The sequence below is a fragment of the Streptomyces asoensis genome, assembly GCF_016860545.1.
In the GTDB taxonomy this organism is placed as follows: domain Bacteria; phylum Actinomycetota; class Actinomycetes; order Streptomycetales; family Streptomycetaceae; genus Streptomyces; species Streptomyces asoensis.
Genome location: NZ_BNEB01000003.1, coordinates 218,910 through 231,529, shown reverse-complemented (window position 1 = coordinate 231,529; position 12,620 = coordinate 218,910). Strand labels below are relative to the sequence as shown.

The following is a 12,620-nucleotide window of genomic DNA, read 5'->3' as shown; positions in this document are numbered from 1 at the left end:
GGTCGTCCCGGCGGATCTTCGGGCATGTCACAAGAAATGATCGATCAAATGAGTCACGAAGGTCACAGAGCACTTCCCCAACTGTGACGAAGGCGGCAGGATGAGCGGGTTGGCGGCACTGAGTGCCGCCGATAAGCCCAATGGTCGACCCCGAGTGCACTCTCGTGCGCCAAATGGGGGATGGTAGAAGACAGTCAGGGCAACCTCGAAGAAGAGGCACAACGTCGGTGAGGGATGACGTGAGCGAGCACACCAACAACGCTGTAGTACTGCGGTTCGGCGACGGCGAGTACACCTACCCGGTGATCGACAGCACCGTCGGCGACAAGGGCTTCGACATCGGGAAGCTCCGCGCCCAGACCGGTCTGGTGACCCTGGACAGCGGCTACGGCAACACGGCCGCCTATAAATCCGCCATCACCTACCTCGACGGCGAACAGGGCATCCTCCGGTACCGCGGCTACCCGATCGAGCAGCTGGCCGAGCGGTCGACCTTCCTCGAGGTGGCCTACCTGCTGATCAACGGCGAGCTGCCGACCGTCGACGAGCTCTCCGTCTTCAAGAGCGACATCACCCAGCACACCCTGCTGCACGAGGACGTCAAGAACTTCTACCGCGGCTTCCCGCGCGACGCCCACCCGATGGCCATGCTGTCCTCGGTGGTGTCCGCGCTGTCCACGTTCTACCAGGACAGCCACAACCCGTTCGACGAGAAGCAGCGCAACCTCTCCACGATCCGGCTGCTCGCCAAGCTCCCGACGATCGCCGCGTACGCCTACAAGAAGTCGATCGGCCACCCGTTCGTCTACCCGCGCAACGACCTCGGCTACGTCGAGAACTTCCTGCGCATGACGTTCTCGGTGCCGGCCCAGGAGTACGAGCTCGACCCGGTCGTCGTCTCCGCGCTCGACAAGCTGCTCATCCTGCACGCGGACCACGAGCAGAACTGCTCGACGTCCACGGTCCGTCTGGTCGGTTCGTCCCAGGCCAACATGTTCGCGTCGATCTCGGCCGGCATCTCCGCGCTGTGGGGCCCGCTGCACGGCGGCGCCAACCAGTCCGTGCTGGAGATGCTCGAGGGCATCCAGGCCAACGGCGGCGACGTCGACTCCTTCATCCGCAAGGTGAAGAACAAGGAGGACGGCGTCCGCCTGATGGGCTTCGGCCACCGGGTGTACAAGTCCTTCGACCCGCGCGCGAAGATCATCAAGGCGGCCGCGCACGACGTCCTGTCGGCCCTCGGCAAGTCCGACGAGCTGCTGGACATCGCCCTGAAGCTCGAGGAGCACGCGCTCTCCGACGACTACTTCGTCTCGCGCAACCTCTACCCGAACGTCGACTTCTACACCGGCCTGATCTACCGCGCCATGGGCTTCCCGACCGAGATGTTCACGGTCCTGTTCGCCCTCGGCCGGCTGCCGGGCTGGATCGCCCAGTGGCACGAGATGATCAAGGAGCCGGGTTCCCGCATCGGCCGCCCGCGCCAGATCTACACGGGCGTCGTCGAGCGTGACTTCGTGCCCGTCGAGGAGCGCTGACGCCTTCCGGCGACGGGCCCTGCCATGAGGCGCCCCTGACCTGAACCGCGACTGCCCGGGACCCCGCGTCCCGGGCAGTCGCGTGTGCGGGTTCGGGAGCGGGTCGATGGAGGGCCGTCCACCTGTGCGCGGGCATACGGAAGGCGCCCCGGCGCCGGTCCCCCCACGGGCCGACGACCAGGGCGCCTTCCCATGTCCCGGTACGGATTCCCCCCACGGGATCCGGCCGGGCGTTGTGAGGACAGCGCCTGAATTCGCTGTTTCTTGTGACGATGTTCGGTTGTCGGGCCCGCGGTCGGGCAGAACGGGCGGAACCCGTCCTGCCACCGCTGTGTGCGATGTGCCGGGACAACGCACGTCGGGAGGGCCGCTCAAAGCTTCCCGGTGTACGTGCCCCGGCAACGCATCTCTGAGGAAGTCCCCCAAGACATCCCCAGATGTCAGGTCGCGCCCCCCAAGACGCTTCCTGACATCGTCAACTTAGACCGTCGAAGCCCTTCGATGGTTACGTTCACATCACTGTGATCTGTGTCTCTTGCATATGTCCGTTAGATGCGCAAGAGACCGGATACGGCGATCGGGGCCCAAGCGTAAGGATGATGCGCGAGCCTTGTGAAGAGCTTATGTGAGGCTCGCGCAGGACTCCAGGGGTCTCCCCGATCCACCCGGTCCCACTTGGGTTCTCATACGACAGTCTCACCTTGTCGTCTCACGCACCGGTCCCACTCCGTGGTCCCTCACCCCGTTCTCACCTGAACGAGCGCAGCCGCAGGCTGTTGGTGACCACGAACACCGACGAGAACGCCATCGCCGCCCCCGCGATCATCGGGTTCAGCAGTCCCGCGGCGGCCAGCGGCAGCGCGGCCACGTTGTAGCCGAACGCCCACACCAGGTTGCCCTTGATGGTGGTGAGGGTGCGCCGGGACAGCCGGATGGCGTCCGCCGCCACCCGCAGATCCCCCCGCACCAGCGTCAGGTCGCTCGCCTCGATCGCCGCGTCCGTGCCCGTGCCCATGGCGAGCCCCAGGTCGGCGGTGGCGAGCGCCGCCGCGTCGTTGACGCCGTCGCCGACCATGGCGACCACCCGCCCGTCGTCCTGGAGCCGCCGTACGACGTCGACCTTGTCCTCGGGCAGCACCTCGGCGATCACCCGGTCGATCCCCACGGCCTCGGCGACGGCCTCGGCGACCGCCTGGTTGTCCCCGGTCAGCAGCACCGGGGTGAGCCCCAGCGCGCGCAGCTCGCGCACCGCCTCGGCGCTGGTCTCCTTGACCGCGTCGGCGACCGCGAGCACACCGCGCGCCACACCGTCCCACCCCACGACGACGGCCGTACGGCCGCGCCGCTCCGCCTCGCTCCTCGCGCGCGCCACGTCGTCCGGGACCGTGTCGAAGAGCCGTCCCGCGGCCACCTCACGGCCCTCCACGAGCCCGCGCACCCCGCGCCCGGGGACGTTCTCGAACCGCTCGGCCGCCGGCAGCTCCCCGACCCGGTCCGCGGCGCCCGCGGCCACCGCCCGGGCGACCGGGTGCTCGGAGGCGTGCTCGAGGGCCCCCGCGAGCCGCAGCAGCTGCGGTTCGTCGGTGCCGTCGGCGGCGTACACCTCCTGGAGGGTCATCCGGCCGGTGGTGACGGTCCCGGTCTTGTCGAGCACGACGGTGTCGACGCGGCGCGTGGACTCCAGGACCTCGGGTCCCTTGATGAGGATGCCGAGCTGGGCGCCGCGCCCGGTGCCGACCATCAGCGCCGTGGGCGTGGCGAGCCCGAGCGCGCAGGGGCAGGCGATGATCAGGACCGCGACGGCGGCGGTGAACGCGGCGACCGCGTCGCCCGTCGCGGCGAGCCAGCCGCCGAAGGTGGCGAGCGCGATCAGCAGCACCACGGGCACGAAGATCCCGGAGATCCGGTCGGCCAGCCGCTGCACCTCCGCCTTGCCGTTCTGGGCGTCCTCGACCAGCCGTGCCATGCGCGCCAGGCGGGTGTCCGAGCCGATCCGGGTGGCCTCGACGACCAGCCGGCCGGCCGCGTTCACCGTGGCGCCCGTGACGGCGTCACCGGGTCCCACGTCCACCGGCACCGACTCGCCGGTGAGCATCGAGGCGTCCACGGCGGAGGCGCCCTCCACGACCGTCCCGTCGGTGGCGACCTTCTCCCCGGGCCGGACGACGAAGCGGTCGCCGACCGCCAGCCGGTCGACCGGGATCCGTATCTCCTTCCCGCCGCGCAGCACCGTCACGTCCTTCGCGCCCAGCTCCATCAGGGCCCGCAGCGCCGCCCCCGCGCGCCGCTTGGAGCGGGCCTCCAGGTAGCGGCCGAGCAGGATGAAGACGGTGACGCCGGCGGCGACCTCCAGATAGATCGTGGAGGCGCCGTCCGTGCGCGAGACGGTGAGTTCGAAGGGGTGGCGCATGCCGGGCATGCCCGCGTCGCCGAAGAACAGCGCCCACAGCGACCAGCCGAGCGCCGCCAGCGTGCCCACGGAGACCAGGGTGTCCATGGTGGCCGCGCCGTGCCGCAGGTTCGTCCAGGCGGCCTTGTGCAGCGGTGCGCCGCCCCATACGACGACGGGCGCGGCGAGCGTCAGGGAGAGCCACTGCCAGTTGTCGAACTGGAGCGAGGGGATCATCGCGAGCAGGACGACGGGTGCGGCGAGCAGCGTCGAGACGAGGAGCCGGTGGCGCAGTGCGTCGAGTCCGGGGTCCCGGGGGGTGTCCTCGGCGGCCTGCTCCGGTTGCGGCGCGGGCTCGGGTTCCTCGGCCGTGTACCCGGTCTTCACCACGGTGGCGATCAGGTCGGCGACCTCGGTCCCGGCCGGGTAGCTGACCCTGGCCCGCTCCGTCGCGTAGTTGACGGTCGCGGTGACGCCGTCCATGCGGTTGAGCTTCTTCTCGACGCGGGCCGCGCAGGAGGCGCAGGTCATTCCGCCGATGAGCAGTTCGACCTCGGTGTCCGGGGCGGACTGTCCGGCTGTCGGGGTTTCCGTGGCGGTGCTGGTCATGTCCGTGCTCCAGGAAGCTGACCGGGCCGTACGGAACCAGTATCAGCTGGTCGGCACGGCCCGGTGGTGGAGGAGGGGTGTCGAGGGGAGGTGACGGGCGCGCGGCCCGTCGGGCGGGTGCCTCAGGCGCGGCCGACGAGTTCGAAGCCGGCCTCGTCGACGGCGGCGCGCACGGCCTCCTCGTCGAGTGCGGAAGCGGAGACGACCGTGACCTCGCCGGTCGAGGCGACGGCCTTCACGGAGGTGACGCCGGAGAGTTCGGAGAGTTCGCCGGAGACGGCGCCTTCGCAGTGACCGCAGCTCATGCCGCTCACCTTGTAGACGGTGGTGACGGAGCCCGGGGTGTCGGTTCGAGCGGTCATGTCGTTCTCCTCGTGGAGGCAGGTGGGGCGGGTGGGGGCCGCGAGAGGCCTCCCCCGTGCACCCACACTATACCCCTAGGGGGTATGAAACCAAGGAAGCGGCCCGCCGGGCGGGCGGCCGTGCGGCGGTTCTCCGGGCGTGCGGCGGCCGGCCGGCGGCCGACGTGCGGCGGACCGGCCGAAGGGGCGGGCACCCCGGGCTACGAGGCTGCGCAGGCTCCGGCGCCGCTGTCCTGCGGGGCGCCCAGCCGGTCGCCCACCAGCGGTTCGAGGTAGCGGATCAGTACGTTCTTCAGCTCCCGCACGTAGGCGTCCCGCTCGGCGCCGTCGTGCCCCAGGACCAGTTCCAGGCCGGCCTTGTACAGGCCCAGGCACATGTGGGCGGTGCGGGAGAGGTCGGCGGGGGGCGCGTCCGGCAGCAGGGAGGAGAGCAGGCCCTCGATGCGGGCGAGCAGCGTGGCGTGCAGCGCGTCGTGCTCCTCGGCGATGTGGCCGGGGATGTCGGGCCCGTGCATCAGCGCGAAGAACACCGGGTGGTCGCAGTTGAAGGCGATGAACCGGTCCACGGCCGCGCCGACGGCCTCCTCCAGCGGGGTCGCGGGGTCGACCGGCGCGAGCGCCTCGCCGTAGGTGTCGCGCATCTCGTGCATCAGCCGGTCGCCCAGCTCGATCGCGATCGCTTCCTTGTTCGGGAAGAACTGGTAGAGCGTCCCCGGGGAGACGCCCGCCTCGCGGGCGATGGCGTTGGTGCTGGCGGCGGTGTAGCCGGTCGTGCAGAAGACGCTGGCCGCCGCTTGGAGGAGCTGTGCGATGCGCCGCTCGCCGCGCGCCTGGCGGCGCCGCGGCTGTTCCTTCTCCTGGCTCTCGGCCACCGGTTGTCCCCAGCTTTCCCGAACACGATTGACAAACGCGAGTGGTCGCTCGCATTCTGGAGATCACAAATGCGAGCGCTGTCTCGTGTTTTCCATTTTACGGTTTTCACGACTGCTTGCAGGGTGAAGGGGACACCGCACGATGACCGAAGTCAACAGCCCACCCCGCCCCGGCGGCTGGACCCGCTTCGTGACCGCCCGGCCCGGGTTGTCGCTGCTCGCGGCCCTGGTGCTGACCGTGCTCGCGGTGCTCGCCGGCAGCGGGGTCGCCGAGCGGCTCGGCAGCGGCGGCTGGGAGGACCCCGCCGCGCAGTCCACGTACGCGACCAAGGCCCTGGAGCGGGAGTTCCCCGGCTCGCAGCCCAACCTCCTGCTCCTGCTCGACGCGGGCGACGCCTCGGTCGACGACCCGGCCGTGACCGCCGAGGCGAACCGCCTCACCGCGCGTCTGGCCGCCGAGAAGGGCGTCGTGGGCGTCGGCTCCTACTGGCAGGCGAAGGCGTCCGGCACGTCCTCCTCGCTGCGCGCGAAGGACGGCCACGAGGCGCTGATAGCCGCCCGCATCACCGGCGACGAGAAGACGATGGGCGAGACGCTCGACCGCATCGCCCCCGCCCTGCGCGGCACGCACGGGCCGGTGGAGGTGAGCATCGGCGGCGGCGTCGCCGTGCGCCACGAGATGCAGACCGTCATCCAGGAGGACCTGACGCGCGCCGAGGTGATCGCCCTGCCGATCACACTGGTGCTGCTGGTGATGGTGTTCGGCAGCGCCGTCGCCGCGCTGCTGCCGCTCGGCATCGGCATCGTCGCGATCCTCGGCACCAACGCGGTCCTCAGCGGCCTCACCCGCTTCACCGACGTCTCCATCTTCGCGATGAACCTCACCACGGCCCTGGGCCTCGGCCTCGCCATCGACTACGCCCTGTTCATCGTCCGCCGCTTCCGGGAGGAGCTCGCCACCGGCGCCGACCCCGCGGCCGCCATCGGCACCACCCTGCGCACGGCCGGCCGTACGGTCCTGTTCTCCGCGCTCACCGTCGCCGTGTCCCTGGCGGCGATGCTCCTCTTCCCGCAGTACTTCCTGCGCTCCTTCGCCTACGCCGGCATGGCCGTGGTCCTGCTGGCCGCCGCGGCCGCGCTGATCCTGCTCCCCGCCGCGCTGATCCTGCTGGGCGAGCGCGTCAACTCCCTGGACCTGCGCCGGCTGCTGCGCAGGGGGCGGACCGCCGCGGCCCGGGGCGGGGAGGGCGCCGAGGGGGACGGCAGGCTCTGGGGCCGCACGGCGGACCTGGTCATGCGCCGGGCCCCGTTCTTCGCTCTGGCCACCACGGCCGTCCTCGTCCTGCTCGGGGTGCCCTTCCTCGGCGTGAAGTTCGGCACGGCCGACGACCGCCAGCTGCCCTCCTCGGCCGAGTCCCACGTGGTGCAGCAGCACATCAGGGACGGCTTTCCGGGCAGCCCCGGCGGTGGCCTGGAGGTCCTCGCCGAGGGCAGGGCGACCCCGGCCCAGTACACCGCCTACAAGGAGCGCGTGGCGGCGCTGCCCGAGGTCGCCCGGGTCGACGGCCCGCTCGTGAAGGGCGACACGGCGTACTTCACGGTGCTGCCCAAGGGCGAGGCCGTCGACGAGGAGGCCCAGCGCCTGGTGCGCGACCTGCGCGCCACCGCCGCCCCGTTCGGGACGAAGGTGACGGGCACGGCGGCCGTCCTGGTCGACTCCAAGCACGCGATCGGTGCCCGGCTGCCCTGGGCGGCGGCCTTCATCGCGGTCGTCACCCTGCTCCTGGTCTTCCTCCTGACCGGCAGTGTGCTGATACCGCTCCAGGCGGTCCTGCTCAACGCGCTCAGCCTGACGGCGATGTTCGGCGCCGTGGTGTGGGTCTTCCAGGACGGCCACCTCTCCGGCCTGCTCGGCTTCACCAGCCCCGGATCCATCGAGACCACCCTCCCCGTCCTGATGTTCTGCGTGGCCTTCGGCCTCTCGATGGACTACGGAGTGTTCCTGCTCTCCCGCATCAAGGAGGAGTACGACCGCACGGGCGACCACGCGGGGGCGGTCGCCCTCGGCCTGCGCCGCACGGGCGGGCTGATCACGGCGGCGGCGGTCATCCTGGCGGTGGTCATGGTCGCGATCGGCACCTCGCGGGTCACCAACACCAAGATGCTCGGTCTGGGCATCGCCCTGGCGGTTCTCATGGACGCGATGGTGGTCCGCAGCCTCCTGGTCCCGGCCGTCATGCGGCTCACGGGCCGGGCCACCTGGTGGGCGCCGGCGCCCCTGCGCGCGTTCCACCGGAGGTTCGGGCTGAGCGAGGGCGAGGGCGGGGCCGCACGGCCCGCGCCGGACGCGGAGGCCCCGTCCGGCCCCGCCGGGCGCGAGCGGGACACGGCCGACGCGCATCATTAGCGTGCACCCGGTCCGACCGCGGACACGGGGCGGGCACGGGCCCGCGGGTCACCGGGGGACCGCGGGGGCACAGGGCGAAGGCGAGGGCGAAGGCACATGCGGGCTGTGGTGTTCGAGCGGTACGGGGAACCGGCCGAGGTGCGGGAGCTGCCCGATCCGCGACCCGCCGCCCACCAGGTGGTCGTACGGGTCGAGGCCACCGGCCTGTGCCGCAGCGACTGGCACGGCTGGATGGGCCACGACCCGGACATCACCCTGCCGCACGTGCCCGGGCATGAACTCGCCGGCGTGGTGGAGAGCGCCGGGAGCCGGGTGACCGGGTGGCGGGCGGGCGACCGGGTCACCGTCCCCTTCGTGTGCGGCTGCGGCAGCTGCCCGTCCTGCGCGGCGGGCGACCACCAGGTGTGCGAGCGGCAGACCCAGCCCGGCTTCACGCACTGGGGCTCCTTCGCCCAGTACGTGGCCCTGGACCACGCCGACGTCAACCTGGTCGCGCTCCCCGACGACCTGTCGTACGCCACCGCGGCCGCCCTCGGCTGCCGGTTCGCCACCGCGTTCCGGGCGGTGGTGCGGCAGGGCCGGGTCGCGGCGGGGGAGTGGGTGGCGGTGCACGGCTGCGGAGGCGTGGGCCTCTCGGCGGTGATGATCGCGGCGGCGAGCGGGGCCCGGGTGGTGGCGGTGGACGTCTCACCGGCGGCCCTGGACCTGGCCCGCCGCTTCGGTGCGGCGGCGTGCGTCGACGCCCGCGAGGCGCCGGACACCGCGGCGGCGGTCCGTGAGCTGACCGGGGGCGGCGCCCACCTCTCCCTCGACGCGCTCGGCTCCCCCGCCACCTGCGCGGCCTCGGTGAACGGCCTGCGCCGCCGCGGACGTCACGTCCAGGTCGGCCTGCTCCCCTCGGCGGACGGCACGACACCCGTCCCGCTGGGCCGCGCCATCGCCCTGGAACTGGAGATCCTGGGCAGCCACGGCATGGCCGCCCACGCCTACCCGCAGATGCTGGAGCTGGTCCGGACCGGGATGCTGCGTCCCGACCTGCTGGTCACGTCGACGATCACCCTGGACGAGGCCCCGGCCGCCCTGGCCGCCCTCGGCACGGCGCCCGGCGCGGGGGTGACGGTCATCCGTCCGTGGGCGTGAGCGCCGCCCACTCCCGGTCCAGGATCCCCATGAGCACCTCGTCCACCCACACCCCGTCGCGCAGCGCGGCTTCCCGCCGCACCCCTTCGACCACGAACCCGGCCTTCTCGTAGACACGGCGGGCCCGCGCGTTGTCGCCGTACAGCTCCAGCTGCACCCGGTGCAGACCCAGCCGTTCGAAGCCGTGGCCGACGATCAGCCGGGTCGCCTCGGTGCCCAGCCCGCGCCCGCGGCCCCGGGGGCCGATCAGCGTGCGGAAGCTGCAACTGCGGGCGGCGGGATCCCACTCGTTCAGTACGACCTCGCCCACGAGTTCGCCGGTCGCGCGGTCGGTGACGGCGAGGTCCAGCCGGTCGGGCTGCGCGGCGCGCGAGCCGTACCAGGAGCGCACCCGTTCCCGGGTGAGGTCGCTGTTGGCCGGGAAGGTGAAGCGGACGACCTCGGGGTCGCCGATGATCTCCCACATGGTGTCGGCGTCGGCCCCGGTGAAGGGCCTCAGGACGGTCTTCGGGCCGCGGAGCAGGGGTTTGTCGGAGAAGTTCACCCGCAGCACTGTGCCCCACCCGCCCGGTGGGGCACAGCCGGTTTTTTCCCGCCACTTCTTCCTGCGGCGAGGATCAGTGCCGATCGCGTCCCCGGTTTCCCGGCCGGGACGCGACCCAGGCGCGCACGGTGTCGGCGTACCAGAAGGGTTTCCCGCTCTCGACGTGGTCGGGCGGGGGCAGCAGTCCGTGTTTGCGGTACGACCGTACGGTGTCCGGCTGCACCTTGATGTGCGCCGCGATCTCCTTGTAGGACCAGAGCCTTCGGTCGGTCATGCGTGCACCTCCCTGCGCGCGCGGGGGTCGGCGGCCGGGGGGCCGCCCGGGGGGACCCGGCGCTGCGCTGGCGATCACCAAGCCTGTGCCCCCTGAACGACAGCCGGTGACCGGGCGCGATCGGCCGTCGACCGGCTGTGACGGAAGACCCGCGTACGCGCGACATGTGTGACGTGAAGGAGGCATTTGTGACAGGAGTGACGCACAGGCGCACGCGGGGCCCGGGGGAGGGGTGCGTCGGCGCGCGGCCCCGTCTCGGGCAGGGGCCGGGCCGGGTCCGCTGCGACGGCCCCGGCCCGTTCCCCGCTCCCCGCCATCCCCCGGAACGCCCTGCCGGCCCGGCCGGAGCACCAGGACCGGCCGGACATCACCGGATCGACCGGCAGAGCTCCAGCCTGTATTCAGCCAATGCGCCGGGTCTTGGAAAAATGCGCACCTGGTCCGGACCGATCGTCCGGGCGTGCCGGCAGCACCAGGCTCGTCGCCTCCCCGCGCAGCCGGTCGGCCGCCCCGTGCGCCTGCGCCGCGAGCCGCCTGGCCTGGGTGAACTCCCGCGGTGTGCATCCCGTCATCGCCTTGAACTCGCCGCTGAGATGGGCCTGGTCGTAGAAGCCGCAGAGCGCCGCGGTGTCCGCGACGCTGCGCCCCTCGGCGAGAAACCGACGGGCCCGCTGCAACCGCAGCACCCGGGCCGCCGCCTTGGGGCCGAGCCCGATCTGCTCCCGGAACCGGCTCTCCAGTTGACGTACGCTCCAGCCGACCTCCTCCGCCAGCCGGGGCACCGGTATCGCGCCGGCGGTGCGGACCAGCAGCGACCAGGCCCGCACCACGCGCTGCGATCCGGGGGGCGCGGTCTCCCACCAGTGCGTGAGGACCTCGTCGAGCAGCGCGAACCGCTGCGCCCAGCCCGGTGACGCGGCGAGCGCGGCGGCGAGTTCACGCAGCGGAGCGGACCGGCCGTGCGGCAGCGCGTCCGGGTCCACGGTCCGGTTGGCGAGCTCGTGCTGGGGTGTCCCGAAGAGGGCGAACCCGGCCCAGGGCGCCATCAGCACCTCCACGCCCGAGAACCGCCCGCCGTGCTCCCCGACGGCGGGCGTGGTCGTGGGCCCGCAGTACACGGACACCAGGGTGTCCGCGGGCCGCCCCGCCCGGGAGATCCGCACCGGCTGCTCGAAGCCCAGCAGCAGCGTCGAGGCGCCGATGGGCGTCTCCAGCCGCCGCCGGGGCCGGTTCATGGCGACCCGGATCCCGCGGTAGCCCAGCACCCCGGGCCGCAGCCGCGGATGAGGTGCGGCGAGGGCGAACTCCCAGGACCCGCCGGGCCCTTCACCGGATCGGACGTGTACGGCACTCCCAGCCATGGGCACTCATGGTGCTACGGCGCGGGCGATGCCGTTAAGGGGTGCGGGCGCCGTATCGGTGCGCGGCTCGGCCGCGGGGGCGCGACCGGCCCCACGCGTGCGGCCCGCGCGGGACGCGACCTCGTACCCCGGTGGGCGCGGCTACGCCCCGCACGACCTGAGGAACGCCCGCGTCCGCTGTGCGATGGGCAGTGGGGCGTCCGGCGCGCACGGGTACATGTCCTGCTCGACGATCGCGAAGAGATCGACGTCCAGTTTCTGCGCGGCCTCCAGGACGGGTCCGAGTGCGGGCACGCCGGACGGCGGCTCGCACATGACGCCCCGCGCGACGGCCGGCCCGAACGGCACCTGGTTGGCCCGCACGTCCGCCAGGATCTCCGGGTCGACCTGCTTGAGGTGGAGGTACCCGATCCGCTCGCCGTAGGTCTCGATCAGCTTGACGCTGTCGCCGCCGCAGTAGGCGTAGTGCCCGGTGTCCAGGCACAGCGAGACCAGGTCGGAGTCGGTGCCGTCCAGGAAGCGGACGACGTTCTCCTCGCTGTCGACATGGGTGTCGGCGTGCGGGTGGACGACGATCTGGAGGCCGTACCGCTCCCGCACCTCCTTGCCGAGCCGCTCGGTCAGCGAGGTGAGGTTGCGCCACTGCTCGGGGGTGAGGGTGTCCGGCTCCAGTACCTCGCCGGTCTTGTCGTCCCGCCAGAAGGACGGGATGACGACCAGGTGCTTCGCGCCCATCGCCTGGGCGAGCGCCGCGTTGTCCGCGACATGCGCCCAGGTCTTCTCCCAGACGGCCTCGCCGTGGTGCAGGCCGGTGAAGACCGTGCCCGCCGACACCTTCAGGCCGCGCCTGGAGGTCTCCTCGGTGAGGAGCACGGGATCGGTCGGCAGGTACCCGTAGGGGCCGAGCTCGATCCACTCGTAGCCGGACTGCGCGACCTCGTCGAGGAAGCGCTGCCAGGGGACCTGGGCGGGATCGTCCGGGAACCAGACGCCCCAGCTGTCGGGAGCGGATCCGACACGGATACGCGAAACACCGGAAACTGATGACTGAGGTGACAACGACGTCATGGCCGTCAGCGTGCGGTCTCACCGGAGGGGTGTCAAGGGCTGGTCCGAATGTCTGG

Annotated in this window: 10 protein-coding genes; 3 read left to right on the top strand and 7 right to left on the bottom strand. The window is 72.0% G+C overall.

Annotated elements, in window-relative coordinates:
- Positions 1-239 precede the first annotated feature (239 nt).
- Positions 240-1,538, top strand: a complete 1,299-nt coding sequence (locus tag Saso_RS13805) for a citrate synthase (RefSeq protein WP_020131734.1) — start codon at positions 240-242, stop codon at positions 1,536-1,538.
- Positions 1,539-2,286: 748 nt separating this feature from the next.
- Here Saso_RS13805 and Saso_RS13800 read toward each other — a convergent pair.
- From Saso_RS13800 to Saso_RS13790, 3 genes are all read right to left on the bottom strand, one after another.
- Entirely contained in the window at positions 2,287-4,536 is a 2,250-nt protein-coding gene (locus Saso_RS13800; protein WP_189918066.1) for a heavy metal translocating P-type ATPase, read from the bottom strand.
- 122 nt (positions 4,537-4,658) lie between these two features.
- Positions 4,659-4,898 carry a heavy-metal-associated domain-containing protein gene (locus tag Saso_RS13795; RefSeq protein WP_189918065.1) on the bottom strand — a complete coding sequence of 80 codons (240 nt, stop codon included), beginning with the start codon at positions 4,896-4,898 and terminating at the stop codon, positions 4,659-4,661.
- Positions 4,899-5,098: 200 nt separating this feature from the next.
- Positions 5,099-5,770 (bottom strand): TetR family transcriptional regulator, encoded by a 672-nt coding sequence (locus Saso_RS13790; RefSeq protein WP_189918063.1) that lies wholly within the window; start codon positions 5,768-5,770, stop codon positions 5,099-5,101.
- 142 nt (positions 5,771-5,912) lie between these two features.
- On the opposite strand from Saso_RS13790, the gene Saso_RS13785 reads away from it, so the two are divergent.
- Both Saso_RS13785 and Saso_RS13780 read left to right on the top strand, forming a co-directional pair.
- Complete coding sequence (locus Saso_RS13785; protein WP_189918061.1) at positions 5,913-8,177, top strand: MMPL family transporter; 2,265 nt, start codon at positions 5,913-5,915, stop codon at positions 8,175-8,177.
- A 96-nt stretch (positions 8,178-8,273) separates the two neighbouring features.
- A complete protein-coding gene (locus Saso_RS13780) occupies positions 8,274-9,317 on the top strand; it encodes a zinc-dependent alcohol dehydrogenase family protein (protein ID WP_189918059.1) in 1,044 nt (347 codons plus the stop codon).
- Here Saso_RS13780 and Saso_RS13775 read toward each other — a convergent pair.
- The 4 genes from Saso_RS13775 to Saso_RS13760 form a co-directional block, all read right to left on the bottom strand.
- Positions 9,298-9,861 (bottom strand): GNAT family N-acetyltransferase, encoded by a 564-nt coding sequence (locus tag Saso_RS13775; RefSeq protein WP_372442435.1) that lies wholly within the window; start codon positions 9,859-9,861, stop codon positions 9,298-9,300. The two genes, Saso_RS13780 and Saso_RS13775, sit on opposite strands and share 20 nt — an antisense overlap.
- A gap of 73 nt (positions 9,862-9,934) precedes the next feature.
- Complete coding sequence (locus Saso_RS13770; RefSeq protein WP_189918056.1) at positions 9,935-10,135, bottom strand: helix-turn-helix transcriptional regulator; 201 nt, start codon at positions 10,133-10,135, stop codon at positions 9,935-9,937.
- A gap of 401 nt (positions 10,136-10,536) precedes the next feature.
- Positions 10,537-11,496, bottom strand: a complete 960-nt coding sequence (locus Saso_RS13765) for a helix-turn-helix transcriptional regulator (protein ID WP_189918054.1) — start codon at positions 11,494-11,496, stop codon at positions 10,537-10,539.
- Positions 11,497-11,637: 141 nt separating this feature from the next.
- Entirely contained in the window at positions 11,638-12,564 is a 927-nt protein-coding gene (locus Saso_RS13760; RefSeq protein ID WP_189918052.1) for a sugar phosphate isomerase/epimerase family protein, read from the bottom strand.
- Positions 12,565-12,620: the final 56 nt, after the last annotated feature.

Coding starts and splice junctions, on each gene's coding strand:
- Saso_RS13800 (WP_189918066.1), bottom strand. CDS start 4,536: ATGACCAGCACCGCCACGGAAACCCCGACAGCCGGACAGTCCGCCCCG.
- Saso_RS13795 (WP_189918065.1), bottom strand. CDS start 4,898: ATGACCGCTCGAACCGACACCCCGGGCTCCGTCACCACCGTCTACAAG.
- Saso_RS13785 (WP_189918061.1), top strand. CDS start 5,913: ATGACCGAAGTCAACAGCCCACCCCGCCCCGGCGGCTGGACCCGCTTC.
- Saso_RS13780 (WP_189918059.1), top strand. CDS start 8,274: ATGCGGGCTGTGGTGTTCGAGCGGTACGGGGAACCGGCCGAGGTGCGG.
- Saso_RS13770 (WP_189918056.1), bottom strand. CDS start 10,135: ATGACCGACCGAAGGCTCTGGTCCTACAAGGAGATCGCGGCGCACATC.
- Saso_RS13765 (WP_189918054.1), bottom strand. CDS start 11,496: ATGGCTGGGAGTGCCGTACACGTCCGATCCGGTGAAGGGCCCGGCGGG.
- Saso_RS13760 (WP_189918052.1), bottom strand. CDS start 12,564: ATGACGTCGTTGTCACCTCAGTCATCAGTTTCCGGTGTTTCGCGTATC.